General features: G+C 71.6%; 24 protein-coding genes. 19 read left to right on the top strand and 5 right to left on the bottom strand.

Features of this window, described 5'->3' with window-relative positions; all coding sequences use genetic code 11:
- Positions 1–98 precede the first annotated feature (98 nt).
- On the top strand, positions 99–536 hold the full coding sequence (locus HCN51_RS46855; RefSeq protein ID WP_168018389.1) for a phospholipase: 438 nt from the start codon (positions 99–101) through the stop codon (positions 534–536).
- Between the two features lie 10 nt (positions 537–546).
- Complete coding sequence (locus HCN51_RS46850; protein WP_206068686.1) at positions 547–879, top strand: DUF4326 domain-containing protein; 333 nt, start codon at positions 547–549, stop codon at positions 877–879.
- A 62-nt stretch (positions 880–941) separates the two neighbouring features.
- On the opposite strand, the gene HCN51_RS46845 is transcribed toward HCN51_RS46850, so the two are convergent.
- Positions 942–1,478 (bottom strand): nitroreductase family deazaflavin-dependent oxidoreductase, encoded by a 537-nt coding sequence (locus HCN51_RS46845; RefSeq protein ID WP_168018388.1) that lies wholly within the window; start codon positions 1,476–1,478, stop codon positions 942–944.
- Between the two features lie 243 nt (positions 1,479–1,721).
- Between HCN51_RS46845 and HCN51_RS58570 the strand changes: the two genes are divergently transcribed.
- From HCN51_RS58570 to HCN51_RS46810, 7 genes are all read left to right on the top strand, one after another.
- Positions 1,722–2,180: a hypothetical protein gene (locus tag HCN51_RS58570; RefSeq protein WP_206068685.1), complete on the top strand. Its 459-nt coding sequence runs from the start codon at positions 1,722–1,724 to the stop codon at positions 2,178–2,180.
- A 72-nt stretch (positions 2,181–2,252) separates the two neighbouring features.
- Entirely contained in the window at positions 2,253–4,733 is a 2,481-nt protein-coding gene (locus tag HCN51_RS46835) for a polysaccharide lyase family 8 super-sandwich domain-containing protein (RefSeq protein WP_168018387.1), read from the top strand.
- On the top strand, positions 4,726–5,286 hold the full coding sequence (locus HCN51_RS46830) for a hypothetical protein (protein ID WP_168018386.1): 561 nt from the start codon (positions 4,726–4,728) through the stop codon (positions 5,284–5,286). The genes HCN51_RS46835 and HCN51_RS46830 overlap by 8 nt, the downstream gene beginning before the upstream one ends.
- 106 nt (positions 5,287–5,392) lie before the next feature.
- Positions 5,393–5,821, top strand: a complete 429-nt coding sequence (locus HCN51_RS46825; RefSeq protein ID WP_168018385.1) for a VOC family protein — start codon at positions 5,393–5,395, stop codon at positions 5,819–5,821.
- The gene (locus tag HCN51_RS46820) at positions 5,818–6,168 is read left to right on the top strand and encodes a YdeI/OmpD-associated family protein (protein WP_168018384.1); all 351 of its coding nucleotides are present in this window, start codon (positions 5,818–5,820) and stop codon (positions 6,166–6,168) included. Before HCN51_RS46825 ends, HCN51_RS46820 begins: the two co-directional genes overlap by 4 nt.
- A gap of 83 nt (positions 6,169–6,251) precedes the next feature.
- Positions 6,252–6,896: a hypothetical protein gene (locus HCN51_RS46815; RefSeq protein WP_168018383.1), complete on the top strand. Its 645-nt coding sequence runs from the start codon at positions 6,252–6,254 to the stop codon at positions 6,894–6,896.
- A 16-nt stretch (positions 6,897–6,912) separates the two neighbouring features.
- The gene (locus tag HCN51_RS46810; protein WP_346434039.1) at positions 6,913–8,709 is read left to right on the top strand and encodes a glycoside hydrolase family 2 protein; all 1,797 of its coding nucleotides are present in this window, start codon (positions 6,913–6,915) and stop codon (positions 8,707–8,709) included.
- Between the two features lies 1 nt (position 8,710).
- On the opposite strand, the gene HCN51_RS46805 is transcribed toward HCN51_RS46810, so the two are convergent.
- Together HCN51_RS46805 and HCN51_RS46800 are read right to left on the bottom strand one after the other, a co-directional pair.
- Positions 8,711–11,710, bottom strand: a complete 3,000-nt coding sequence (locus HCN51_RS46805; protein WP_168018381.1) for a hypothetical protein — start codon at positions 11,708–11,710, stop codon at positions 8,711–8,713.
- A gap of 140 nt (positions 11,711–11,850) precedes the next feature.
- Complete coding sequence (locus tag HCN51_RS46800) at positions 11,851–12,885, bottom strand: LacI family DNA-binding transcriptional regulator (protein ID WP_080044881.1); 1,035 nt, start codon at positions 12,883–12,885, stop codon at positions 11,851–11,853.
- A gap of 245 nt (positions 12,886–13,130) precedes the next feature.
- Here HCN51_RS46800 and HCN51_RS60570 point away from each other — a divergent pair, with 245 nt between their 5' ends.
- Genes HCN51_RS60570 through HCN51_RS46780 form a run of 4 tightly spaced genes read left to right on the top strand, consistent with a single transcriptional unit; the run spans position 13,131 to position 17,423 of the window.
- Complete coding sequence (locus tag HCN51_RS60570; protein WP_206068684.1) at positions 13,131–14,069, top strand: ABC transporter permease subunit; 939 nt, start codon at positions 13,131–13,133, stop codon at positions 14,067–14,069.
- Entirely contained in the window at positions 14,069–14,893 is an 825-nt protein-coding gene (locus tag HCN51_RS46790) for a carbohydrate ABC transporter permease (RefSeq protein ID WP_080044883.1), read from the top strand. The genes HCN51_RS60570 and HCN51_RS46790 overlap by 1 nt, the downstream gene beginning before the upstream one ends.
- Positions 14,894–14,919: 26 nt before the next feature.
- Positions 14,920–16,188 carry an ABC transporter substrate-binding protein gene (locus HCN51_RS46785; protein WP_168018380.1) on the top strand — a complete coding sequence of 423 codons (1,269 nt, stop codon included), beginning with the start codon at positions 14,920–14,922 and terminating at the stop codon, positions 16,186–16,188.
- Positions 16,185–17,423 carry a hypothetical protein gene (locus tag HCN51_RS46780; protein ID WP_168018379.1) on the top strand — a complete coding sequence of 413 codons (1,239 nt, stop codon included), beginning with the start codon at positions 16,185–16,187 and terminating at the stop codon, positions 17,421–17,423. Before HCN51_RS46785 ends, HCN51_RS46780 begins: the two co-directional genes overlap by 4 nt.
- Here HCN51_RS46780 and HCN51_RS46775 read toward each other — a convergent pair.
- On the bottom strand, positions 17,384–19,063 hold the full coding sequence (locus HCN51_RS46775; protein WP_346434038.1) for a S1 family peptidase: 1,680 nt from the start codon (positions 19,061–19,063) through the stop codon (positions 17,384–17,386). The genes HCN51_RS46780 and HCN51_RS46775 overlap by 40 nt on opposite strands.
- A gap of 306 nt (positions 19,064–19,369) precedes the next feature.
- Positions 19,370–19,633: a hypothetical protein gene (locus tag HCN51_RS46770; RefSeq protein ID WP_168018378.1), complete on the bottom strand. Its 264-nt coding sequence runs from the start codon at positions 19,631–19,633 to the stop codon at positions 19,370–19,372.
- A 323-nt stretch (positions 19,634–19,956) separates the two neighbouring features.
- Here HCN51_RS46770 and HCN51_RS46765 point away from each other — a divergent pair, with 323 nt between their 5' ends.
- The 6 genes from HCN51_RS46765 to HCN51_RS46740 all read left to right on the top strand — a co-directional run bounded on the left by HCN51_RS46765 (position 19,957) and on the right by HCN51_RS46740 (position 25,311).
- The gene (locus HCN51_RS46765; RefSeq protein WP_168018377.1) at positions 19,957–20,541 is read left to right on the top strand and encodes a hypothetical protein; all 585 of its coding nucleotides are present in this window, start codon (positions 19,957–19,959) and stop codon (positions 20,539–20,541) included.
- A gap of 295 nt (positions 20,542–20,836) precedes the next feature.
- Positions 20,837–21,769, top strand: a complete 933-nt coding sequence (locus tag HCN51_RS46760; RefSeq protein WP_346434037.1) for a DUF2218 domain-containing protein — start codon at positions 20,837–20,839, stop codon at positions 21,767–21,769.
- Between the two features lie 66 nt (positions 21,770–21,835).
- Complete coding sequence (locus tag HCN51_RS46755) at positions 21,836–22,600, top strand: aminoglycoside phosphotransferase/kinase family protein (RefSeq protein WP_168018376.1); 765 nt, start codon at positions 21,836–21,838, stop codon at positions 22,598–22,600.
- A 243-nt stretch (positions 22,601–22,843) separates the two neighbouring features.
- Entirely contained in the window at positions 22,844–23,950 is a 1,107-nt protein-coding gene (locus HCN51_RS46750; RefSeq protein WP_168018375.1) for a ThiF family adenylyltransferase, read from the top strand.
- Between the two features lie 52 nt (positions 23,951–24,002).
- Positions 24,003–24,422, top strand: coding sequence for an SDR family NAD(P)-dependent oxidoreductase (locus HCN51_RS46745; protein ID WP_168018374.1), 420 nt, complete (start codon positions 24,003–24,005; stop codon positions 24,420–24,422).
- Between the two features lie 85 nt (positions 24,423–24,507).
- Complete coding sequence (locus HCN51_RS46740) at positions 24,508–25,311, top strand: S1C family serine protease (RefSeq protein ID WP_168018373.1); 804 nt, start codon at positions 24,508–24,510, stop codon at positions 25,309–25,311.
- The last annotated feature ends 9 nt before the right edge of the window (positions 25,312–25,320 follow it).

Below are 25,320 nucleotides of genomic sequence, written 5' to 3'. Positions count from 1 at the left end.
AATTCTTGAACCGGCGTTGCCCGGCATCCCGCCTGGACGACGGGGCGGTCACGCGAAGCTACCCATGACAGGTTCCTGGCATCACGAAGCAGGCTCTCATGGTCGTATCATCGCTCGCCGCCCTCGCCCTGATCGCCGCGTCCCCGGCCCCGGCCGTGACGTTGCAGCAGAAACTCGCCGCGCTTTCTGCGCTCACCCAGCCCACCGCCCGCAGCGCCGCCGCCTGGCGGCACGCACGGGACGACCGGTCGTCCTGGGCGCCCTACGCCTTCGACTGGTCGACCGACCTGTGCTCGGGCAGCCCCGACAAGCCGCTCGGCTTCGACTTCACCACGCCGTGCGTGCGGCACGACTTCGGGTACCGCAACTACAAGGCGGTGGGCCGCTTCCCGGCCAACAAGGAGCACGTCGACCGGGCCTTCCTGTTCGACATGAGCGAGGTGTGCGCCACGTACGCGCAGATCCGCAGGACCGCGTGCGACCGGCTGGCCCGCTCGTACTATCAGGCGGTACGGCGGCTGGGAGCCGTCGTCTGAGGAGGCCACGGTGGCACAGCGGGTCAAGGTCGAGGGCGACAGGTACCACGGGCACGTGCCCGAGGGCGCGACGTACGTCGGCAGGGCGGCGCCGGGGCTGAAGGCGAGCCCGTACAACAGCCCGCACAGCGTGGGCGGCAAGGGCTGCCGGACGTGCGGCGGGCGGGTGCACGAGCGGTCCGAGGTGATCGAGCTGTACCGCGCGCACCTGCGCGAGCATCCGGAGCTGGTCGAGCGGGCCCGGCAGGAGCTGGCGGGCCGGGATCTGGCCTGCTGGTGCAAGCCCGACCAGGAGTGCCACGCCGACGTGCTGCTGGCCGTCGTGGCGGGGGAGGAGCCGTGAACCTTGGGCCGCGAGGCTGGGCTCCGTAGGGCCTCAGATCGCGAGGCTGGCCTCCGTAGGGCTCAGTTCGCGGGGATGAGCTCGAAGACCGGGTGGTGGTCGGCCTCGGCGACGAAGTCCTCCACGGGAGAGTCAGGGGTGGCCAGGAAGTACGGGCGGGTCGGGGTCGCGATGGCGACGTAGCGCTTGAGCACGGGCCCGGCCTCCTGCGGAGTTGCCTCCCGTACGGTGTAGGCCCGGGTCTCGAAGCGGCGGCGCAGGCTCACGTGCCCGTCCGCGCGGACGTTGTGCACCCACGAGACGACCCCGTAGGGGGCGACCAGCCACCGCTTGCCGGCGTGCTCGACGACGGTCACCGGGTTGACGCGCGGGAGCCCGCTCTTACGGCCCCGGGTGGTCAGCAGGTAGGAGTGCGGCACCAGGCCGGCGCGGATGAACACGCTGATGACGGCGTCGCCCACGCGACGGCCGCGGCTGGAGCGGAACTGCCGGGGTGGGCGGGAAGGCTGCTCGGGCTGGGCTGGCTGGGCAGGCTGGGTGGGTTGGGCAGGGTGGTCGGGAGCCGGGTCGGGGGTCGCGTCGGGGGTCGCGTCGGCCATGTGCCGCACCTCTCGTCGGTCGCTGCATGGGCCTATGTCCGGACGTGTCCAGCCTATGCTCGGCCGTCCGGCCCCGCCGTGCTGCGGTCCGGCTTCGCCGCGCTGCGGTCCGGCTCCGCCGTGGCGCGGATCGGCGATCCTGACCGCTTTCGATGACGGGCAAGAAGGTTGAAAGCGGGAGCAAGTCCGCTGAAATCGGGCGACCGCACAGTGAGGGCATCCCCCTTCGAAAGGACGGTCCCGATGGCGATCACCCGTACCCTCGCCGCCCTCACCCTCGCCGCCACCGCCACCCTCGCCCTCACCGCCCAGGCCGCCGGCGCGGCGAGCGGCGCGTGGGGCCCGTACCACGCGCCCGGCAAGGCGGCCAAGGCCAGCGGCACCCTGACCGCCACGGGCGAGGACCACGCGGACCTGCCCACCGCCGACGTCGTGAGCATCTCGGGCAAGGTGGAGGACAGGACCCGCGGCGCGAGCTGCGGCTGGGCGGTCTTCCGCATCACGTACCGGTCGGGGAGCAACCTGCCGAACAAGGAGCGCTGGGCCCGCGACTGCTCCTACGGCACCCCGAAGCCGTTCCGCTTCAAGTATCGGGACGTCCACCAGGTGGAGCTGAAGGTGTGCTCGGAGGCCGAGGCCGCCAAGCCGTCGCTCACCTGCTTGTACGCGGGCACGTGGAAGACCCTCTACCTGTCGCGATGAGGGCCTGTGAAGGCTCCTGAAGATCATGTACGGTGAGCTCCAGCGTATCCTCCGAACGGCCTGGAGCTCGCCGTGCCGCACCTGTCCCGCCGCCAGGCTCTCTCCCTGATCCCCGGAGCCGGCCTGCTCGCCGCCGTCGCCGCTTCCCCCGCGCGGGCCGCCGCGATCGATCACGCGCGGCTGCTCGCCAACACTGTCGCGATCTTCGCCGGCACCCCCGACGTCAACGCCCGTCCCGAGGTGGCGGGCAAGCTCGCCGCCATCGTCAGCACGGCCAGGCAGCGGCTGACCGCCATGACGCAGGCGGGCAGCGGGGAGTTGTTCGCCGGGCTGGCGCTGGGCACCGACGACGTCAACCTCCGGCTGGCCTACCAGTACCTGTACGAGATCGCGCTGGCCACGCGGGCACCCGGCAGCGCGCTCGACGGTGACGCCGCCGCGCGGCAGCGGGTCGCCGACGGCCTGCGGTGGCTGCACGAGCGGTACTTCGGCGACCAGGCGGCCGGCTACTACGGCAACTGGCACAACTGGGAGATCGGCATCCCCACGCACGTGAGCCGGACGCTCGTGCTGCTGCCCGAGGAGTTACGCGGTGACCTGACGGCCACCTACATCGCCTCCATGGACGCCTACCTGCGCAACGGCAAGAACGGCGACGTCGACCTCGACTCCCGCTTCCACACGGGGGCGAACCTGGCCGACATCACCGCCAACCGCATCCTCCAGGGCGCGCTCACCGCCGACGACGCCCGCGTCACCAAGGCCGTCGCCGACCAGGCCACCGTGTTCGCCACGATCGACCCGTACCGGCTGGAGCACGGCAACACCGACGGCTACTACCGCGACGGCTCGTTCATCCAGCACCATTCGGTCGCCTACACCGGCTCGTACGGCCGCAGCCTGCTGACCCGCGTCGTGCAGACGCTGAAGATGCTGGAAGGGGTGACGAGCGGCGGGCAGGACCTGCCGGCCGTGGTGCAGCGGTGGGTCACCGACGGTTTCGCCCCGCTCATCTTCGAGGGCTGGATGATGGAGATCGTCAAGGGCCGGGCGGTCTCGCGCACCTCCAGCGGCTACACCGACATCGGCGTGGTCGTGGAGGCCATCGCCGACCTGGCCGACCACGTCGAGGACGCGCTGCCGCTGAAGAAGTACCTCAGGTTCCTGCCGGCGGCGGACACGGCCGCGTTCGTCTCGCCGGTGAGCATCGCCCGCTACGCCGCCATCCGTGCCGACGCCTCCGTCCCGGCCGCGGACCTGAACCCGCCCGCGCGGTGCGTCGCGTTCAACGCCATGGACCGCACCGTGCACCGCCGCCCCGGCTACGCGTTCGCGCTGGCGCGCAGCTCCGAGCGGATCAGCAAGTACGAGTACATGAGCGGCGAGAACCTGATGCCGTGGTTCCAGGGCGATGGGGCGTACTACCTGTATCTCGCGGGCGAGGACCAGCGGGAGGTGTTCGGGGTCGACTACTACACGGCCGTCTCGCCGTACCGGCTGGCGGGGGTCACCGCGCCGGTGGAGGAGCGGCGGACGGTGCCCGAGCTGTACGGCCGCCTCTGGTACGAGAACCCGGGGCACCCGCTCAACTTCACCTCCTCCTCGGAGTCCCAGAACACCTACGTGTACTTCCCGCGGGCCGGGAACGCGTTCTCCGGCGGGGCGACGCTCGGCGCGTACGGCGTCGCGGGCATGGTCCAGTCGGACGACGCGGCGTACACGGCGAAGCAGGCGGGGCTCCTGCCGGACGACTTCGTCGCCTACCGGAACGCGCGGGCGACCAAGTCGTGGTTCATGTTCGACGACGAGATCGTGGTGCTGGCCGCGGGCGTCTCGGGGCAGGGCGGCCGCGACGTGGTGACCACGGTGGACAGCCGCATCGCCGCGCCCGGCGACGCGGTGGCGCTGACCGGCGAGCAGTGGGACGGGCGGGCCTGGCGGCAGGGCGCCGCCGTCGCGCCGCGCTGGCTGCGCTACGCCAACGGCACCCGCGGCACCGCCGTCGGCTACGCGTTCCTGACTAGGCAGCCGGTGTCGGCGGGGCTGGAGACGGTCACCCGCAGCCGCCGGGTCGTGCGGACCAGCAACCCCGACACCAGCATCACCAAGAACGTGTTCACCGCGGCGATCGGGGGTGACGTGCCGGCCTTCGCCTACGCCCTCGTCCCGAACGCCACCGAGCGGGCCCTGCGCGCCTATGCCGGCGGCCCGGTGCGCGTCCTGGCCAACGACCGGCACGTGCAGGCCGTGCGGCACAAGGGGCTCGGGATCGTGGCCTGCAACGTGTTCACCGACGGCCCGCGTGAGGTCGAGCGCCTGCTCGTGGACGGGCCCGCCGCGGTGATCGTCCGGTCGTCGGGCGGGCGTACGACGGTGGCGCTGTCGGATCCCACGATGAAACGCGAGCGCGTCTCCGTCGTCCTGCGCGGCGCCCGCCTCAGGACGGTCACGGCCGACGAAGGGGTGAAGGTGCGCCGCGTGCCGGGCGGCACCCTGATCCGGGCCACCACCCACCAGGCCTACGGCCGCTCGTTCACCGCGACCCTTGACTGAGCGGGTGGAGCGGGCCCGGCAGCTCGTCGGGGAGATGCTCATCTACTGCTTCCTGGTCGTCCTGGCGACCGGCGCCTTCCTGGCCTTCCACTACACGCCCTCCGGCGAGGAGGTGCTCTATGACGGCAGCTACGAGCCGCTGCGCGGCGTCCCCATGAGCGCCGCCTACCAGTCGGAGCTGGAGATCGGCTTCGACGCGCGCGGCGGCCTGCTCCTCCGGCAGCTGCACCTCAGCTCCACCACCCTGCTCCTGCTGGGCACTGTCGTCTGGGCGATGCTCGGGCACTTCCGGTACGTGCCCGCGTGGCTCGGCCTGGGCCTGGCCGTGGCCGGCATGCTGGGCGGCTACGGCGCGGTGGACGACCTGTTCGCCGGCACCGCCCTCGGCGGGGTTCCGGTCGCCGTCTGGTACGGCCTGCACCTGCTCGCCGCGCTGGCCCTGATCGTCGCGCTGGTCGTCGCGTCGCGGCGGGAGGCCGCCCGCCGGCCGAGGACGCCCGGCTTCGTGGCCCTGACCCTCGCCCTCACTCTCCTGGTGTTCCTCTGGCCGTGAAAACGGTGTTTCTCCGGCCGTGAAAACTCGCTCGGAAAAGTGCTCAATTGGTGAGCACTTTAGGGGTTGATGATGAACGTACAAACCCCGCCGAAAGGAGCACGACATGTTGCGAGGACTCAGCACCACCGCCTTCTACTCGCCCGACTTCGAGGCGACCAGGCGCTGGTACACCGAGCTGTTCGGCATCCCGCCGTACATGGACACCCCGGCGTACATGGAGTGGCGCATCGGCGACTACCAGCACGAGTTCGGCGTCATCCACAGTCAGTACGCCGGCACGCCGCTGGCCATGACGCCCGACCCCGCCACGATCGGCCGGCCCGCCGGCGCCATGATCCACTGGCACGTCGACGACGTGCCGGCGGCGGTCGAGCGGCTCGTGGCGATGGGCGCCAAGGAGCACGACCCGGTCCACGACCGGGGCGACGGGTTCATCACCGCCTCCGTCATCGACCCCTGGGGGAACGTCCTCGGCCTGATGTACAACCCCCACTACCTGGAGATCCTCGCGTCCATGAAGGGCACGTCATGATGATCTTCCAGGACGCCGCCGCGTGGCGGAGCTGGCTGGCCGGCCACCACGGCACGGAGCGCGAGGCGTGGGTGGTGCTGGCCAAGAAGGGCACGACGCGGCCGACGAGCCTCACGTACGAGCAGGCTCTGGAGGAGGCGCTGTGCCACGGCTGGATCGACGGCCTGACCCGCCGCCGCGACGCCACCACGTACCTGCAGCGTTACAGCCCGCGCCGGCCGCGCAGCCGCTGGTCGCAGCGCAACCTCGACCGGGTGGCGCGGCTGCGCGAGCAGGGCCGCATGCGGCCGGCCGGCCTCGCCGCCGTCGAGGCCCACGAGGGCGGGGCCGCCGGCCGGATCGGGTGACGATCGGACCGGATGCCCAGGATTCCGGACGGCCCGGCGGGCGCAGCGGGACGCCGGGCGGCCCGGAAGGGGAGGGTCGGGGCATGGCAGACGTTTCCCCCTCCCCGGCCGGTGACGGCCTCTCCGCCGGCCGAATCCCCGCTGGCCGAATCCCCGCCGACCGGCTCCCCGCGGACCGCCTGTCCGCGGGCCGGGTGCTGGGTTTTCTCGCTCACCGCTGGCCCACCCTGGCGGGCCTGGCGGCGATGGCCCTTTCCGTCGCGGACGAGCAGGACGGGCGCGGCCAGGCGCTCATCGTCTTCCTCGCCGCCCTCATCTACCTCGGCACCGCCCTCGTCGGGCGGCCGGGAGCGGTGTGGATCCTGTTCGGCGCGGCCGTCGTGGGGGTGACGGTGGTGCGGGTGCTCGGCGGCGAGCTGTGGACGATGCTGGTCGCGGGTGCGGTCACCGTCGTCGTGCTCGCCCTGGTGAGCGACCTGCCGCGGCGGCCCAGGCTGGCCGCCGTGCAGATCCCGCTGATGCTCGTCCTGGGGGCGGCGGCACTGGTCGCCCTGTCGCTGGACCCGGTGCTCGGCACGTGTCTGGTCGCGGCGGCCCTCATCGGCCACGCCGTGCAGGACGTGATCGTCTGGCGGGCGAACCAGGTGGTGACCCGGTCGCTCGCCGAGTTCTGTGCCGTGCTCGACTTCACGCTCGGCATTGCGATCATCGTCCTGCTGTTCGTCTGACCCTACGATGAGGCCCGTGGCCCTTGACCTTCCGCGTCCGGAATATCCGCGCCCCCAGATGGTCCGTCCCGACTGGCTGAGCCTCAACGGGCAGTGGCAGTTCGAGATCGACGCCGCCGACTCCGGCCTGGAGCGTGGCCTGCGCGAGCGGGACCTCGCGGGGACGATCACCGTGCCGTTCGCGCCCGAGTCCGAGCTGTCGGGGCTCGGGCACACCGACTTCATGGAGGCGGTCTGGTACCGCCGCACGGTGCCGATCCCCGCCGCGTGGGCCGGCCGCCGCACGTTGCTGCACTTCGGGGCCGTCGACCACGACGCCACCGTGTGGGTGAACGGCGTGGAGGTGGCCCGCCACCGCGGCGGCTTCTCGCCGTTCACGGCCGACCTGTCGGACGTGGCCCGCCCCGGCGAGGACGCCACGATCGTCGTACGCGCCCGCGACCCCCGTCATGGGCCGCAGGCGCGGGGCAAGCAGTCCACCCGCTACGGCAACTACGAGTGCCTCTACACCCGCACCACCGGCATCTGGCAGACGGTGTGGCTGGAGCCGGTCCCCGACGTGCACCTGCGCCGGCCGCGCATCACCCCGCAGGTGGCGACGTCCTCTTTCACCGTCGTCACCCCGCTGTCGGCCAACCGGCCGGGCAGCACGGTCCGCGTGACCGTCTCCGACGCCGGCGGCCCCGTCGCGACCGCGACCGCCCGCGCCGACGTGGACCTCGCCCCCTCCCTGCGCCTGGAGCTGCCCGCGGACCGGGTCCGCCTGTGGGAGCCCGGCGAGGGCTTCCTGTACGACGTGCGGATCGAGCTGCTCGACGCCGGCGGCGCGATCACGGACGCCGTGGACAGCTACGCCGGGCTGCGCTCCATCGCCATCGACGGCAGGCGCGTGCTGATCAACGGCCGGCCCGTCTTCCAGCGGCTCGTCCTCGACCAGGGCTACTACCCCGACGGCCTCATGACCGCCCCCTCCGACGCCGCCCTGCTGCGCGACATCGAGCTGGCGACGGCCGCCGGCTTCAACGGCGCGCGCCTGCACCAGAAGGTGTTCGAGGAGCGTTTCCTCTACCACGCCGACCGGCTCGGCTACCTGGTGTGGGGCGAGTTCGGCGACTGGGGCGCCTTCGACGGGCTGGAGCAGCACCCCACGGCGTCGTTCGTCACCCAGTGGCTGGAGGTCCTGGAGCGCGACCATTCGCACCCGTCGATCATCGGCTGGTGCCCGCTCAACGAGACGGGGCAGGCCATCGACGACCGGGTCACCCAGCTCGACGACGTCACCCGCGCCCTGTTCCTGGCCACGAAGCTGGCCGACCCCACCCGCCCCGTCCTCGACGCCTCCGGCTACAGCCACCGGGTGCCCGAGACCGACGTCTACGACGCGCACAACTACGAGCAGGACCCGGCGGCGTTCGCCGCGCAGGTGGGCGGGCTGGGCAAGGACGAGCCGTTCGTCAACACCGCCGACGGCGGCCGGCCCGTCTCCGTCCCGTACCGGGGGCAGCCGTACTTCGTCAGCGAGTACGGCGGCATCTGGTGGAACCCCGAGCTGGCCGGCACCGAGCAGGACGCCGCCCGCGTCGGCTCCTGGGGCTACGGGCAGCGCGTGCGCGACGAGGAGGAGTTCCACGCCCGCTTCGCCGGGCTGACCGGGGTGCTGCTCGACGACCCCGACATGTTCGGCTACTGCTACACGCAGCTCACCGACGTCTTCCAGGAGGAGAACGGCATCTACCGCTTCGACCGCACGGACAAGCTCGACGTCGAGCGGGTCCGCGCGGCCCAGTCGCGGCCGGCCGCCTGCGAGCGCTGAGTCACCTCATCACCCGGACGTCGTCGAAGTCGACCGCGGCCCGGCCCGTGACGAGCTGGACGGAGCCCGCGCCGGTGACCGGGTCCGGGTCGGTCACCGTGACGCGGGGCGACGGCTCGTCGCCAACGAAGGCCCGCAGCTCGGCGCCGCGCAGCTCGACCCGGAGCCTCGTCGGGCCGGTGACCGCCGCGCCCGTACCGGTCGCGAGCACGCCCTTGCCGGCCTTGTAGATGTCCACGGAGCCGTTGGGGCGCAGGTAGACGAGGTAGCCGGACTGCGTGTAGGCGTCCCCCGGCTGGGCGGTGCGCACCTGGACGCCGGCGAACGCGGTCGAGGTCGCGAGCGTGCGGAAGTCGACGCGGGTCTCCACCGCGCCATCGGCGATCGTCAGGCCGTTGACGTAGGTGCGCCAGCCCGTCCGGGTCGTGTCCTGCTGGCGGTAGACGCCGCCGGTGACGCTCCAGGCGCCGTCCACGGCGGTCCACGCCTGCGACGGCGCGGAGAAGCTGTCGCGGAAGACGACACCCTGGGCGTCCGGCACGACGGTCAGCGGGAGGGTGTCCAGCTCGGTCGTGCCGCTGGTGCGTACGGTGCGGACGGTGAGCGGGCAGGGGCCGGGCAGCGTCGTCTCCCGCACGGTGATCTGCGCGGTCGCCAGGGTGGTGACGGGCTCGGCCAGGCAGGGGCCCGACACCGTCGCCTCGCGGATCGTGCGGCCGGAGAGCCGCACCTCGACCCGCGTGCCCGCCACCGCCTCCGCCGCGCCGAGCGAGGCGGTGACGAGGTTCTTGCCGACGTCGGAGCGGGCGGCGGCGGCGACCAGGCGGGCGGCGTCGCGCCGGCTCAGCACGTCCTTACGGACCAATGCCGCGGTGGTCTTGGTGACGTGGGTGACGAACGTGTGGTGGCCGTCCCACTGGTCGCCGGCGCGCAGGCGGTCGGCGACCGTGCAGCCGGTGCCGTCGTCAGGGTTGGCCACGCCGGTGTCGCGGTCGCCGATGAAGACGTGCGCCCGCTCGTCCGAGCCGGCGCACGCGTCGTCCACCACCCGCAGGTCGTACGCCAGCGTGCCCTCGGCCTTGACGTCGAGCACCTGGAGCGTGCGCTTGCCGCCCGCCACGGGGAAGGACGACGGCCACAGCACCGCCGAGCCGGTGCCGGACCAGCGGATCTCCAGGCTGCGGCCGTCGCGGTTGACGACGACGCCGGAGACGTTCGCGGCTTCGGAGCGGGAGCCGACGGCGACGGGCCCGCCGCCGATCCATCGCACGGTGTCGTCCTCGTCCAGCACGAGGGGGATGCGCTCGAAGAACGGCGTGGTGCCGGCCTCGACGCGCACCCGCAGCCGGTCGTCCAGGGTCACGGACTTGGTGCCGCCCGCCGCCGCGTACCGGATCTCCAGGTCGTCGAGGTCGCCGGCCGTCGCCGGGTCCACGGGGGCGCCGTCGCGGTAGAAGGCGGGCACGGGCTGGTCGTAGGAGTCGAAGTGGAGGCCGTCCGCCGCCGCCCATCCGGTGCCCCACGACAGCTCCGCGTTCACGGGCCGGGTGCGGGGGGCGCCGATCTGGGGCGCGTTCTGGCCCTGGACGAGCACGCCGAGCTTCGGGTCGTACAGGTAGTTGAGGCCGAACCGCTGGTTGTCCCAGAAGCCGTACTGGGTGGTGACGTGCTTGCCGAAGCCCAGGCCGACGGCGTACGCGGGCCGCTTGGCGAAGACGAACCGCTGGCCGGTGACGGAGTCGGCGCGGTGCTCGGTGTACGGGGCGCCGGCGTAGGGCCGCAGGGTCTTGATGGCGGCCAGGCGTTCGGCCGCCGCCGGGTGGTACTCCTCGCCCAGCGCCACGTCCCTGACGATCGCGGGGTCGAGGTAGGCCCAGGTGGGGGCGATGAGCGGGGCGACGGAGGTCTGCCAGCCGGCCTTCGCGAAGGCGGCGCGGCGCTGCTCGGTCTCCTCCCGGGTGGCCGAGTAGGCGCGGGCCTGCGGGATGACCGCGCCCCAGAGGTTGTTGGAGCCGATGGGCAGCTCGTCGGCGTAGTTCCAGCCGCGGTGCCGGGAGTCGATGGCGGTGTTGATGAAGTAGCCGTCGAGCGCCTGGTCGTAGAGCAGGTTGTACTGGGCCCAGTCCAGGTAGCGGCCCTGCATCCGGTCGATGACCGGCCGGGTCGCGGGGTCGGCCCAGCCGGCCAGGTCCTCCGACTCGACTTCGATGCTGTAGCGGTGGGCGACCGTGCCGTCGCGGTAGAAGCCGGCCTCGCTCTGCGAGACCCGCTCGTGCTCGGCCAGCCGCTGCTCGAAGCGGGTGTGCAGGGCGGCGTCGCCGAAGCGGGGGAGCAGGCGGGAGATGCCGACGAGACCGCCGGCGACCTGGTTGGCGAACTGGGCGCCGCGCGGCCCCCACACCTCCTCGTCCTCCAGGAACCACCTGCTCGCGGCCTTCATGGCCGTGGTCAGCTCGGTGACCAGGGCGGGGTCGAGCGTGCCGTCGGCGTCGAGGAGGTCCAGCATGATCGCGTACAGCTCCAGCGCGAACCCGGTGGCGGCCCGCGAGTGCACGTCGCCGGAGCCCTGCGGGAACGAGCCGTCGTCGTTCTGGGTGGTCAGCAGGAACCGCAGCGCCGCCTCCAGTCGGCCGCGCAGGGCCGGGTCGCGGTGGTAGGGGTTCCAGGGGCGGTCGGCGGTGTAGAAGTAGGCGAGGGTGAGGACGTTCTCCATGACGCGGGCGTCGCTCGGGCCCTGCCCGGTGCGCCAGCAGCCGCAGGTGATGAAGCCGTAGTCGGTGGCGCTGTCGTCGTTGACGCTGTTGGCCAGGCGGGCGAGGTTGCCCAGGTAGGGGGCGATCTGCTGTTCGAGGCCGGTGAAGTCGGCGAGGTCGATCGTGCCGGGGTCGAGGGCGGCGACCTCGGGGAGCGGGGCCGGTGGCGGGGCTGCGGCGGCGGGGGTGGCGGGGGTCAGCGCCAGCGCCGCGGTGATGGCCACCGCGGCGACGCGTTTCTGGCTCATGATGGTGCCTTCCAGGGGGTGCCAGCGCGGAGAGGGACGTGACCTGCGCTGATGTGGCTACCATGATCGTGAATCGATTCACGACAATGCGATGGGGCGGAGCCTACGAGCGGCCTCGCGGCCGTGTCAACACTCCCTGATCAGCCGGGCAGGGAGGTCTCGCGGATCACCAGCTCGGGCTCGAAACGCCCCAGCGTGTCGCGTTCGGTCTCCATCCCCAGCAGGATGCGCACGGCACTCGCGCCGAGCGCCGCCGACGGGTGCCGGATGGTGGTCAGCGGCACGATGGCGAAGTCGGCGAACTCTATGTCGTCGTACCCGACCAGGGACAGATCCTCCGGCACCCGCAGTCCGCCCATGATCAGCCCGTGCAGCAGACCCAGCGCGAGCAGGTCGTTGCCGGCCACGATGCCGTCGGGGAAGCCGTCGGCCGGCCGGCGCAGCAGCGTGCGCGCGACCGCCTCGCCGACCTTCGCGGTCTGCACCTGCACCCGGATGATCTCCAGCGAGGCGGGCTCGCCGGACTCCTCGACCGCCCGCTTGGCTCCCGCGAGGCGCAAGTCGACGTGGGGGTGCGGGCCGCCGATGAAGATCAGCCGCCGCCGCCCCTGGTCGAGCAGGTGCGTGGCCGCGAGGTGGCCGCCGCGCTCGTTGTCGCCGGAGATCGCCGGATAGCTGTGCGGCCCCGTGGCCGTGCCGACCAGGACGAACGGCGTGCCCCTGCGGCCCATGCCGAGCAGCTCCTCGGGCACGTCGCCGACGGGGGCCGCGAGGATGCCGCTCACCTGCTGGGACTCGAAGAAGCTGAGGTAGGCGCGCTCGCGCTCCTGGCTCTCGTCGCTGTTGGCCACGAGGATGAAGCGGCCGTGGGCGGCGGCCTCCGCCTCGGCGCCGGCGGCGAGCTCGGCGTAGACGGGGTTGCCGATGTTGGAGACCAGCAGCCCGAGGGCCAGGCTGTGGCCCACGCGGAGCCGGCGGGCCGCCTCGTTGCCGACGTAGCCGAGCTCGTCGGCGGCCTCGATGACGCGCCGCCGCAGGTCGGGGGAGACCCGGCCCGGCTGGGTGAAGGTGTAGGAGACGGTGGCCCGCGAGACGCCCGCGCGGGCCGCGACGTCGGCGACCGTGGGGGTGGAGACGTCGGCCTTCGACTGCTTCGGCGCTGATCCGGCGGCCATCGGGCTCCTCACTCACGTGTTCCCGAGCGATGTCGGGCCTCAGCCTAGCGGACCCGTGAATGGATTCACGAAATCGCCCGGAAGCGCCGTCACGTCATTGACATCGCCGAGACCGCCCCCGTAATGTGCCCGAAACGTCGTGAATCGATTCACGACGCTGTGGGCTCCACGACGAGGGCACGGCGAGAGCCGCTCCGTCCAGCAGGGCCACGTGCATCCATGGTCACCCCCGAGAGGAGTCACACGTGGCTGCCACTCATGCGCCGACGACACCACCCGACCTCCGCGAACCCCCCGCACAGGCCCCGCCCAGGCGGTGCCGCGTCGGGGTGCGCGCGCCCTGGTGGTTCGTCGTGCCCGCGATCTCGATCTACCTGTTCATCGTCGTCGTCCCCAGCGCCAACGGCGCGCTGTTCTCCTTCACCGACTGGAACGGCCTGCGCCCCGACTGGTCCTTCGTCGGCCTGGACAACTTCGCCGCCGTCTTCTCCGACCGCACCGCGCTCGACGCCCTGGTCAACACGCTCACCCTCGCGGCCGCCGCCACGATCGTGCAGAACGTCGTCGGCCTGCTCCTCGCGCTCGGCGTGAACAGCCTGGTCAAGAGCCGCTACGTGCTCCGCGTGATCTTCTTCGCGCCCGTGGTGCTCACGCCGCTGGTCGCCGGGTACGTGTGGAGCTTCCTGCTGTCGCCCAACGGCGCCGTGAACGACGCCCTGCGCGCCGTCGGCCTCGGCGCGCTGGCCCACGACTGGCTCGGCGACCCCGACACGGCCCTGTACGCCATCGTCCTGGAGATCGTCTGGCAGTTCTCCGGCTACTCCATGGTCATCTATCTGGCCGGGCTCCAGGCCATCCCCGCCGAGGTGCTGGAGGCGGCCACGATCGACGGGGCGGGCGCGTGGAGCAAGTTCCGCCGCGTCGTGCTGCCGCTGCTCAACGGCGCCGTAGTGATCAACGTGATGCTCTGCCTCATCGGCGGGCTCAAGCAGTTCGACCAGGTCATGGCCATGACCGGCGGCGGGCCCGGCACCGCGACGGAGACGATCTCGACGGCCATCTACAAGAGCGCGTTCTCGCTCGGTGACTTCCCGTTCTCGATCGCGCTGGCCGTCGTCATGACCGTGGTCATCGCGGTCCTGGCGGCCGTGCAGTTCCGCCTGACGCAGAGGAAGAGCTTCTGATGCACTCCCGATACACCTGGCGCACGCTGGCGCGCGAGGTGAGCCTGATCCTGCTCGCGCTGGCCTTCCTCGTGCCGCTCGTCGGCCTGCTCAACGTCTCGCTCAAGCCGCAGGACAGCCAGACCGGGGCGCTGGCCTTCGCCTTCCCGCCCACCCTGGACAACTACGCCCAGGCGTGGAGCCAGGCCAGCCTCGGCGCCGCGCTGGCCAACAGCTTCCTCATCACCTCCGTCAGCGTCGTGCTGATCATCGCCCTCGCGTCGATGGCCGCCTACCCGCTGGCCAGGGTGACGCGGCGCTGGTCGCGGTACACGTTCTACCTCGTCATCGGCGGCCTGCTCATCCCCGGACAGCTCGCCCTGCTCCCGCTCTACGCCACCATGCGCGACCTCGGCCTGCTCGGCTCGCTCTGGTCGGTCATCCTGATCAACGTCGGGCAGCAGATCCCGTTCTCCGTCTTCCTCTACACGATGTTCCTGCGCGAGCTGCCGCTCGACTACGAGGAGGCCGCGCTGCTCGACGGCTGCGGGCCGCTGCGCTCGTTCGTCTCCGTCGTCTTCCCGCTGCTGCGGCCGGTCACCGGCACGGTCGTGATCCTCAACGCGGTCGGCATCTGGAACGAGTTCTTCACCCCGCTGCTGTATCTCGGCGGCAGCGACAACACGACGGCGCCGGTGGCGATCTACGGCTTCGTCAGCCAGTACGTGTCGCAGTGGCCCCTCATCTTCGCCGGCCTGGTGATCAGCGTGATCCCCATCCTCGTCGTCTACTTCGCGCTGCAGAAGCACATCATCAAGGGCTTCGCCGGCGGCCTCAAAGGCTGACCCTCACCCCCCGTTTGGAGTTCGTCATGAAGATCGTCACAACGCTCGCCTCCGCCTGCTGCCTCGCGGTCGCGGCGGCGGCCTGCTCGACCTCGGGCGGTCAGACCACCGCCGACGCCGGCGAGCAGGTGCTCACCCTCGCCGCCGCCGGCCAGGGCCCCGCCCAGGCCGCCGTGGAGGCGTTCAAGAAGGCCAACCCCGGCGTCGTCGTCAAGACCACGTTCACCGAGGACGACGCCTCCTACCAGCAGCAACTGCGCACCCAGCTGTCCTCGGGGACGGCCCCCGACGTGTTCCGCATGTGGCCCGGCGGCGGCAACACCATGGCCGTGCGCGACCTCGGCGCCGACGGCATGCTGATGGACCTGTCGGGCGAGAGCTGGGCCGGCGGCCTGAGCGCCGACCTCAAGGCCGTCACCACCGACCCCGCCGGCAAGGTCGTGGCCGTGCCGGTCACCATCGGCGCCATCGGAGCCGTCTGGAACGACCAGGCCCTCGCCAAGACCGGCCTGGCCAAGCCCACCACCTGGCCCGAAGTGCTCAAGTTCTGCAAGGACGCCAAATCCAAGGGGGTCGTCGCGTTCGCGCTCGGCCTCAAGTCCGCGTGGGTCACCCAGCTCGTCCCGTACGCGCTGACCGCCTCCCTCGTCTACGGCCCGAACCCGCGATTCACCCAGCAGCAGAAGGACGGCCAGGCCAGCTTCGCGAAGTCGGAGTGGAAGCAGGCCATGGACAAGTACCTGCAACTGCGCGACTCCGGCTGCTTCAACGACAGCCCCAACGGCGTCGGCTACGACGAGCAGATGCAGCTCCTCGGCCAGGGCAAGGCGCTCGGCGCCGTCCACGTGCTGTCGGCCGTGCAGTCGGCGCTCAACTCCGCCCCCCAGGGCACCACGTTCTCGATGACCCCGTTCCCCGCCACCGACAACGCCGACGACACCTACCTGCCGGTGTCGGTCGGCATCGTGTACGGCGTCAACGCCAAGGCCAAGAACCCGGCCCTGGCCAGGAAGTTCCTGCAGTTCCTCGCCTCCCCTGAAGGCCAGGCGCTGTACGCGAAGGAGTCCGGCAGCAGCCCGGCCCTGCCCAGCCCGTCCTTCCAGCCCGACGCGCTGCAGCAGCCGGTGCTCGACGCCGTCAAGAACGGAAAATCCACCCTCTACCCCGACCAGGGCTGGCCCGGCCCGAAGGTGCAGCAGGAGCACCTGACCTCCGTGCAGGAGCTGTTCAACGGCACGATCGACGTGCCGACCCTGCTCGGCCGCATGGACAAGGCGTTCGGTGAGGCCAAGTGAGCCTGGAAGCCTGCCTCTGGATCACCCCCAAGATCTTCGACGACCTGGACGACCCCGCACCGGGCGTGGCGGCCTTCTTCGACCACCACGCCGACTGGCTGGCCGATCGGCCCGTCACGATCGTGTTCTGCGCGGGCAACGGCGACCACGTGCTCAACTACGCCGGCCGCGACGCCTGGGACCAGCGCTTCGACTGGGCCCGCTACAACTGCTTCGCGCTGGCGCCCGGCGGTCCGGCCGCCGCCACGAGGGCGCACAACCGCGACTGGCTGGCCCGGGTCCGCGACGGCGGTGAGCGCTCGGCCAACCCGTACTCGGCCGGGCCCATGTTCGTCCTGTCCGAGCAGCCCATGGACTACCGGACGCTGGCCGGCGTCTACGCGGCCGTGCGCGCCGAGGCCGAGCGGCGCGGCCTGCGGGTGAGCCTGCTGGAGTACCTGGAGCCGGGCCCCGAGTTCTGCCGCAGCGAGTGGAAGACCGGGCGGCACCCCGAGGCGGCGGCCGGCACCGCCGACGCCGGCGGGCACATCGTGCCGGGCGTCATCGACGTCACCGCGCCGCTCGACGCCGACCCCCGCCCCTACGCCGCCTACCCCGGCGGCATCGCGGCCGGGCTGCTCGCCGGGGACTTCGTGGCCGCGCAGACCGCCGCGTTCACGGCCGACTTCGGCCTGGACGGGATCATGCTCGGCAACCAGTTCGGGCTGGTCGGCTTCTGGCACCCCGACAACGCGCCGCCGCTCACGCCGGAGCGGTCGGCCGGGATCGAGCGGTTCTTCCTGCGGCTGCGCGACGCCATGGGCGACCGGCTCGTCTACTGGATGGACACGTACTGGCGGGCCGAGGTGGAGCGGACGGCCTGGGGCATGACCGACGCCGCCTACCACACGCTCGACGCCATCCTGATCAGCACGTTCGCCGTGCTGGTCGAGCGCACCGAGATCGTGCCGAACCTGCTCAGCAAGGCCGCGCTGGGCGGCCCGCGCCCGCTGCTCGGGCTGGACTTCGTCGATCCCTGGTACTGGTACCGCACCTATCTGGACGACCGGCGTACCTACCTCTACCAGCGCGAGGTGCTGGCGGCGCACGCCGGGTCCGTGGCCGGGGTGTCGTTCTTCGCCAACGACACCTTCGGCCATTTCGTACCGGAGGCCGAGCTGGCGGCCACCTTGGAAGCGGTCAGGAAGGCGGACGTTCAGGAATGGCCGTCCGGCGGGGGCGAGAACTGGCCGTAGCGGACGTCCCGCGTCTGGTCACCGAGATACGGCTGCCCGTGCTGCCCGTGCTGCCCGTACTGTCCGGCCGGTCCGTAGCCGTAATTGGAGCCGTTGTACCCGCCGTACGGAGCCTGCGGGGGGACCGGCGCCTGGTGCTGGTGGCTCGCGGGAAGCTGGTGCTGCTGCCACGGCGGCGGTGGGACCGCCCCGTACGGCGGCGCGTCCGCGCGGGCGCGGCGGCGCCGGCCGAGCAGCTTCACCACCACCACGACCAGCACGATCGCCAGCAGCACGCCGGCCGCGATCAGCACCCACATCAGGATCGGCTTGGGCGACTCGTCCTTGCCGGCCGAGATCGCGGCCTGCGTGTCGCTGATGTACTTGGCGACGTACGGATGGTTCGGGAAGAGCGCCTGCACCTCGCGGAACTTGGGCAGCGCCTCCTCGAACCAGTTGCGGAAGTAGTCGTTCAGCGCCTCGTTGTACCGGGTGGTGGTCACGGCCTGGGCGGGCTTGACGTTCTTCTCGCCGAGCTTCTCCTTGATGATGCTCACGGGCAGCACGAAGCTCTCGCTCTCCGACGCCTCGCCGCCCTCGCTCACCGTGCCGGCGATCAGCATGCCGACGACCTTGCCGTCCTTGCTGAACACCGGGCCGCCGGAGTTGCCGTGGTAGGACGGCGCCTGCGTCTGGATGTAGGGCACGCCCGTCTGCGTGGTGCGCCTGGCGTTGTACGGCCCCTCGGTCAGCGCCGGCTCCAGCCGCGACTCCAGGCTGAAGAACGGCGTGTTCGTGACCAGGCCGGGGAAGCCGCTGATGTAGAGCGTGTCGCCGGTGCGCACGTCGGCGTCCTCGCCGAGCGGGACGGTCGGCAGGTTCTGCTGGCCGTTCACCTTGAGCAGCGCGAAGTCCTTGCCCGGGTAGCTCTCGCCCACCGAGACCAGCTCCGCCGGGGTCGCCTTGGCGGTCTTGTCGACGCCGCCGCCGGGCAGGCTCTGCAGCACCGACAGGCTCTGCTGCAGGTTGCGGATCTTCATGTGGCCGGTGTTGAACGTGACGTAGATCTGCTGGGCGAGCTTGAGGATCTCCTCGTCGGCCTCGATGCCCTGCAGCCCCGCGATGATCTCCTTGGCGTCCTGCTCGTTGAACTTCGCCAGCGCCTGCTGGGCGAAGAGCTTGCTCAGCTCGGTCTCGCCGACCTGGACGCAGTGCGCTCCGGTGACCATGTACCCGTCGGGGGTGACCCACCAGCCGGTGCACAGGCCGCCGACCTCGGCGTCGACCGTGCGTTCGGGGGTGGTCTCGGTGAGGTAGGTGTCGACGTCGGCGGCGATCCGCTGGAAGAGCCACTTGGCGATGCTGCGCTCGTCCGAGGAGATCTTGCCGGCCTGCACGGCCTCGACGGCCTGCTGCGTGAGCCGGCTGAACGCGGTCTCGTTGATCGTGCTGGTCGGGACGGCGACCGTACCGGTGTAGGTGAAGCTGGTCAGCTGGACCGCTGGCTGCGTGCGGGCCGCCAGCCACGTGCCGACGGGCACGTCGGGGCGCTCGCCGGGCGCGTCGTCGGCCGCCGCGGGGGCGGCCGGCAGCGCCACCGCGACGACGGCCGCCGCGGCTGCGGCGATCTTCGTCCACCTTTTCCTGAAATATCCGCTCACGTACGGAATGGTGAAGCGGTGATCTTGTCCACGGCTTGGAGCCGACTGGGAACGGAAATCCGTGCCCGGGACGGGCGATGCTCGGCCCGCCGGCGAGAATCGCGCCACACGGCCCAGACGAGCGGCATCACCGCAGGCCAGGCAGTCACGCCCGCAAGGCACCAGCGCGGCAGGAGGTTTGTCCTGACCCCGCGAGAGCGTCGCGACCTTGTGGCGGAGCGGAATGCCCTGTGCTCGGCTTGACCCTCGGGGGTGTTCGGGAGTGGATCGATCAGGCACCGACCTGCGTGCTGCATGAGGCGGCGGTCACGCCCTGGCGTGCACCCGACGAGCGGCGACCAAGGAGGCCACAACGAGAGCGGTGAGCACGCTCCAGTACAGCAAGCCGCGGGCGCTGGTCACCAGCAGGTTCTCGGCCAGGTAGCCGGGGCCGGGAAGCACGACCTCGGCGTTCTGCCTTGACCTGACGACCTTCCAGGTCGCCGTCGTCGCCTTCCGCAGCGACGTGGGCGAAGCGATCGAGGGCCGGCCGCTGGATTTCGAGGAGGTGCGGAGGAGGGCCAAGATCATCGCTACCTACGGGAGGGAGATGCGGAAGAGCGCCCGCCTGATATCGCTGAGCACGTCGCAAGAGTGCTGGATGTGGTCGCCACCTCAACGCGCAGGCTCAAACCGGGCGCGAACACGCGTGACGTGGTCGATGCCCTGTACGGAAAGAGCAACCGGGCTGCATTTGACGCGATGCTCGAGTACAAGTGCGATTGAGCGGAACCTCCTCCCCGCCACGACCGGGCTCACCACGGTCAGGGGCTGTGAGCTGATCGCACTGGCGGGCTCGCCTTCTGGGCCGGGACGCCGTGCTGCGCGCGGCGGCCGCCGCTTACGATCGGGCGATGCCCTTGCCCGCCCTCGCCCTCGATGCGCATGATGACGGCGTGGATCTGGAGTTGGCGCTCGGCGTTTTCGCCGCTGTTCTGGGCGTCTTGTCGCTGCTGCGTGACGTGCTGGACTGGAAACCGTTCAGCAAACCGCGGGTGGCGGAAGGGGACGGCCGCCCGCCCGATCCGGCCTCGGCCTCGCCGGCATCGGCGCCGGCGCCGCCGCCGGTCACTCCGGCGATGTCCTCGCCGCAGGGGGCTCCGGCCGGGCAGGAGAAGGTGCTCGGGGTGGGGTCCTGGGTGGCGCTCGTGGTGCAAGGGCTCTTCGTCCTGATGGCCGCGGACATAGCCGTCGGCCTGGGGTGGATCCAGATCACCACCCCCGGCGGGCGCACGTCCACGGCGGGCGGGCTGTGGCTGCTCGAACTGCTCCTGCTCGCGCTGTCCCTGGCCTTCGGGGCCGTGGGTCTCTACCTCCGCTCGAAGGGCGTGCGCGGCGGGCTGATCAGCGACCGGGCCTACGTGTACCTCTGGGCCGGTGGCATCGGCCTGGCGGTTGCCGTCCTGCTGCCGGTCCTCCGTGCCGGAGACATGTTCTGAGGCGCGCCGCCCGCCTCCCGGTTGCGCGGGTGCGGGGCGGTTTCCGTACAGCGCTTGTGCGCGCACGTCGCCCGACCCGCATGTGCAAACCCCGGACCACGGATCGCGCTCTACTGGCACCCCTGTTTGGTGCTCCAGGTGGCCCCCACCTGGAGCGCCATCAGGCTAGCGGCGCGCTGTCCGCTTTGTCTATGTTTATTGCTGGATGTCGCACTCTCCTCGGTCCGGCGTCTTGAAGCTGGCGGGGGATCTGCGGGAAAGTGTCCGCGTTTCCGACACTAAGGCGGTATACGTCATGGCTGTTTCCGCGGCATCGGTGATGACGCCTCGCGGGGCCCGTTACATCAAGCAGCTCGTCTCCCACATGAGCCACAAGGTCACGACGGACCTCGACGAGGCGGGGCGCGGCACCATCACCCTGGAGTACGGCCAGTGCGTCCTGGCCCCCGAAGCCCGCCATCTCACGATGACGGCCACCGCCGACACCCCGGAGAACCTCGAACGCGTCCAGGACGTCGTCGCCCGCCACCTGCTCCGCTTCGCCACCCAGGAGGAGCTGGAGGTCGTGTGGATACCGCTGACCGAGCTGGTCCATCCGGCCGTCGCCGACTACACGCTGCAGCACAGCACGCCGGCCGACGCCGTGCTGCGCGACCTCGCCGCCGAGACCCGTACGGCCACCGGCGGCTCGTCCGGCATGCAGATCACCGCCGACGAGGGCGCCCTGCTGACCATGCTCGTCCGGCTGACTGGCGCCCGGCGGGCCGTCGAGGTCGGCGTCTTCACCGGCTACTCGTCGATCTGCATCGCCCGCGGCCTGCCCCCCGGCGGCCGCCTCCTGGCCCTGGACGTGAGCGACGAGTGGACCTCCATCGCGGCCCGCCACTGGGAGAAGGCCGGGGTGTCGGACCGCATCGAGCTGCGCCTCGGTCCCGCCCTCGACAGCCTGCGCGCCCTCCCGGCCACGGCCGAGTACGACTTCGCCTTCATCGACGCCGACAAGGAGAGCTATCCCGCGTACTACGAGGAGATCCTGCTCCGCCTGCGCCCCGGCGGCGTGATCGTCCTGGACAACGTCCTCCAGGGCGGCCGGGTCCTTGACCCCGTCCACCAGGATCCGCGGCACACGGCCATGCGCGGCCTCAACGACCTGGTGGCGGCCGACGACCGGGTGGACGCGGTGATGCTGCCGCTGCGCGACGGCGTCACCGTCATCCGCAAGCGCTGATCCCGGCGGCCGGATGCACGCCGGCGTGACCTTGATGGGGGCCGGATCGGCAGGCACTATGCCCTCATGATGGGGGAGCGGCTCGGAGGGGGGAGCGACGAGGGCGCCGTGCGCGTGGGCGCGACCGTGCGGCGGCCGGTGCGGGAGTGGACGGCCTCCGTGCACGAGCTGCTGCGGCACCTGGAGCGCAAGAGGTTCGAGGGGGCGCCGCGCGTGCTGGGCATCGACAGCGACGGGTACGAGGTGCTGACGTACCTGGAGGGCGACAGCATGGGCGACGCGCGGGTGTGGCCGTCGTGGACGCGCGCCGAGGACACGCTCGTGCAGGTCGCGCGGTGGTTGCGCGCCTACCACGACGCGGTGGCCGACTTCGTGCCGCCGGCCGGGGCCCGCTGGCGGTCCGGCCGGCGCTGGGAGCCCGGGCTGATCATCGGCCACAACGACGCCGGCCCCTTCAACGCCGCCTACCGGGCGGGGCGGCTGGCCGGGTTCTTCGACTGGGACTTCGCGGGGCCCACCACCGTGGACGCCGACGTGGCGATGGTGGCGCACTGCTGGGTGCCGCTGCACGCCCGGCACGTGGACGCCTCGACGGGGTTCACCGCGTTCGAGGCGCGGCCGGCCCGGCTGCGCCGGTTCCTGGACGCCTACGGGTGGGCGGGCCGGCCGGAGGCTCTCGTCAGGAACGTGCAGGTGCAGATGGCCGAGCGGGCCGCGCTGATCCGCCGGCGCGGCCACACGGGCGAGGGCCTCTACGCCCGGCTGCTGCGGCGCGGCGTCGCCGACGAGCTGGATCAGGCCGTTCGCGAACTCGACGAGTTTTCTCGCTGACGAATTCCGAGTAAGACTCTTTGTCAGCCGCCCCGGGGTCGGCATGATATGCGCGGGAGAATATCCGCGGAGAAAGGGTAGCGATGGAACGGCGTCCCGTCATGGTGAAGGTGGAAGAAGGCCCGTTGCGCGTCGGCGCGGTGACCGCGTCGAACTCGCACGGAAACTGAAACGCCGGCTCGGGTAGCGTCCTGTGGGTGAGGCATTCCGGGCTTCACCCACACCCTTGCAGGAGGCATGTCCGTGGCCGACACCGCATCGCGCCCACGCCTGCGTGACAGCGTCATCGTGCAGGCCGACGGCGGCACGCTGCTGTTCCTGTGCCTGGCCGACCGGACCGTGAAGAGATTCGTCTGCGACGAATTCGTGAAAGACGTGGTGGTGCTTCTCGACGGCACCCGTACGATCGACGAGATCGGCGCGCTCGCCTGCGGCGACGACCTCGACGCACGCGCGCGGGTGGCCGAAGTCGTGCAAATCCTGGCGGGCGAGCGGCTGCTCAGCGGGGTCGCCGAGCCGGAGCGCGAATTTCGTCTTTTAGGCGCGGCCCGCGCGGAATTCTACGACCGCCAGCTACGGCTGCTCCAGGACTTCTGCGACGAGGGCTGGTCGCCGGAGAGGAGCGGCGCCGACCTCCAGCGGCGGCTGGGCGAGGCGACCGCCGTCGTCTGCGGGATCGGCGGGCTGGGCGGCTGGGTGGCGCTCGCGCTGGCCGGGGCCGGCGTCGGCCGGATCCGCGTCTGCGACTTCGACCGGGTCGAGGTCTCGAACCTCACCCGGCAGGTGCTGTTCAGGATGGCCGACGTGGGCGTGCCCAAGGTGGCGGCGGCGGCCGCCCGGCTGCGCGAGATCAACCCGTTCGTCGAGGTGGAGGCCGTGGAGCGGCGCATCACCTGCGCCGGCGACCTCGCCGACGTCGTCAAGGGCGCGGACGTCGTCGTCAACGCGGCCGACCTGCCCACGCCGAACGACGTGGCCGGCTGGGTGAGCGAGGCCTGCTGGCCGGACGTGCCGCACATCATGGGCACCGGGTACGCCTACCACATCGGCGTCCTCGGCACCTCGATCATCCCCGGCCGGACCGCCTGCTGGTCCTGCGTGCGCGCCGAGACGTTCGCCGACCACGGGCGCGACGGCATGGAGACGCTGGTGGGCAAGCGGGAGAAGGCGGGCGCGATGGGGGCGCTGTCCGGCCTGGTCGGCAACATCCTGGCGTGGGAGGCGATCCGCATCCTGGCGGGGCTGCCGCCGGCGCTCGGCGACCGGTGGGCCGAGGTGGACTTCTGGCCGCTGGAGGTGCGCTCGCGGGCGATCCCGCGGCGGCCGGGATGTCCGACGTGTGGCCGCTGATCTTTTCCGAATATCGTTCTAGTATTGCGGGCATCCCGGGAAAGGGGCAGGCATGGGCGTACTGGACGGCAGGGTGGCGGTCGTCACCGCAGCGAGCAGGGGCATCGGCGCCGCCGTCGCCGAGCGGCTGGCCGCCGAGGGGGCGCGGGTCGTCGTCGCGGCCCGCACGGTCGACGCGGCGCACAGCAAGCTCGAAGGGACGATCGGAGAGACCGTCGCGCGCGTCGAGGCGGCGGGCGGCACCGCCTTCGCCCAGCCCACCGACCTGTCGCGCGAGCACGACAGGCAGGCGCTCGTCCAGGCGGCCGAGCGGCGCCACGGCCCGGTGGACATCCTGGTCGACAACTTCGGCGGCACCGTGTACGGCATGTGCCATGCCGCGCTCGAACGCTTCACCACCGGCCTGGCCGCCGAGCTCACGGGGCGCATCGCGTACTCGCAGGACCTGCTGGACGAGCTGCGGCACGTCTGAGCGGCCGGCTCCGTGTGACCGGTTCTCATGAACTTCTCAGGTGAGGTTTGTGGCACTTTGAGCTGAGATTTATGACTATGGGGCGATGGAGCGCGTGCCGCAGGAGGCCGGTGCGGGCGAGGCTCAGCAAGCGCAGGGGGCCTCGGCCGGGAGGAAGGCTCGGCGGTTCGCCGCCGCCGGTGCCGCGCTCGTCGTCGTGGCGGCGCTCGCGTACTGGCTGGGCGGTCTAGGAGGCGGCGACGGACGGGAGGCCGCGCCCCGGCCGAGCCCGAGCCCATCGCCCAGCACGACGCTCACCGTGCCCGACGTCTACAAGCGGGTCGGGCCGTCGGTGGTGGTCATCCAGGCCGGCAAGTCGCTCGGCACCGGGGTGATCGCGGCCGAGGACGGGACGATCCTCACCGCGTACCACGTGGTCAAGAGCGCCAAGGACGTCGACCTGACCTTCGCCGACGGCACCAAGGCGAAGGCCGAGGTCACCTCCTCCGACGCCAAGCGCGACATCGCCACGCTCAAACCCGCGAAGCTGCCGGAGATCGTCGTCCCCGCGACCATCGGCGGCGCCGTCGCCGTCGGCGCGCCGGTCGTGGCCATCGGCAACCCGCTCGGCCTGACCTACAGCGTCTCCACCGGCGTCGTGTCCGGCCTGAACAGGTCCGCCGAGAAGGGCGACCTGAGCGGGCTCATCCAGTTCGACGCCTCCGTCAACCCCGGCAGCTCCGGCGGCCCGCTCCTCGACGCTCGCGGGCTGCTCGTCGGCATCGTCGTCTCGATCGCCGACCCGGGAGGCGACGAGGCGTTCGCCGGCATCGCGTTCGCGGTGCCGATCGGCCTGGCCCTCGGCGGCGGCGAAGGCGACGGCCCGCCCGGCGAGGGGCTCCTGATATGACGAGAAGGG

The sequence above is a fragment of the Nonomuraea composti genome, from assembly GCF_012034275.1.
In the GTDB taxonomy this organism is placed as follows: domain Bacteria; phylum Actinomycetota; class Actinomycetes; order Streptosporangiales; family Streptosporangiaceae; genus Nonomuraea; species Nonomuraea composti.
The sequence above is the reverse complement of the archived record's forward strand: the minus strand, read 5'-3'. Positions and strand labels throughout refer to the sequence as shown.

Excerpts from the sequence above, each read along its gene's own strand:
- HCN51_RS46790 (WP_080044883.1), top strand. The coding sequence starts at position 14,069 with ATGCACTCCCGATACACCTGGCGCACGCTGGCGCGCGAGGTGAGCCTG.
- HCN51_RS46825 (WP_168018385.1), top strand. The coding sequence starts at position 5,393 with ATGTTGCGAGGACTCAGCACCACCGCCTTCTACTCGCCCGACTTCGAG.
- HCN51_RS46760 (WP_346434037.1), top strand. The coding sequence starts at position 20,837 with ATGGCTGTTTCCGCGGCATCGGTGATGACGCCTCGCGGGGCCCGTTAC.
- HCN51_RS46815 (WP_168018383.1), top strand. The coding sequence starts at position 6,252 with ATGGCAGACGTTTCCCCCTCCCCGGCCGGTGACGGCCTCTCCGCCGGC.
- HCN51_RS46745 (WP_168018374.1), top strand. The coding sequence starts at position 24,003 with ATGGGCGTACTGGACGGCAGGGTGGCGGTCGTCACCGCAGCGAGCAGG.
- HCN51_RS46800 (WP_080044881.1), bottom strand. The coding sequence starts at position 12,885 with ATGGCCGCCGGATCAGCGCCGAAGCAGTCGAAGGCCGACGTCTCCACC.
- HCN51_RS46755 (WP_168018376.1), top strand. The coding sequence starts at position 21,836 with ATGATGGGGGAGCGGCTCGGAGGGGGGAGCGACGAGGGCGCCGTGCGC.
- HCN51_RS58570 (WP_206068685.1), top strand. The coding sequence starts at position 1,722 with ATGGCGATCACCCGTACCCTCGCCGCCCTCACCCTCGCCGCCACCGCC.
- HCN51_RS46740 (WP_168018373.1), top strand. The coding sequence starts at position 24,508 with ATGGAGCGCGTGCCGCAGGAGGCCGGTGCGGGCGAGGCTCAGCAAGCG.
- HCN51_RS46785 (WP_168018380.1), top strand. The coding sequence starts at position 14,920 with ATGAAGATCGTCACAACGCTCGCCTCCGCCTGCTGCCTCGCGGTCGCG.
- HCN51_RS46845 (WP_168018388.1), bottom strand. The coding sequence starts at position 1,478 with ATGGCCGACGCGACCCCCGACGCGACCCCCGACCCGGCTCCCGACCAC.
- HCN51_RS46820 (WP_168018384.1), top strand. The coding sequence starts at position 5,818 with ATGATGATCTTCCAGGACGCCGCCGCGTGGCGGAGCTGGCTGGCCGGC.
- HCN51_RS46770 (WP_168018378.1), bottom strand. The coding sequence starts at position 19,633 with ATGATCTTGGCCCTCCTCCGCACCTCCTCGAAATCCAGCGGCCGGCCC.
- HCN51_RS46855 (WP_168018389.1), top strand. The coding sequence starts at position 99 with ATGGTCGTATCATCGCTCGCCGCCCTCGCCCTGATCGCCGCGTCCCCG.
- HCN51_RS46765 (WP_168018377.1), top strand. The coding sequence starts at position 19,957 with ATGCCCTTGCCCGCCCTCGCCCTCGATGCGCATGATGACGGCGTGGAT.
- HCN51_RS46805 (WP_168018381.1), bottom strand. The coding sequence starts at position 11,710 with ATGAGCCAGAAACGCGTCGCCGCGGTGGCCATCACCGCGGCGCTGGCG.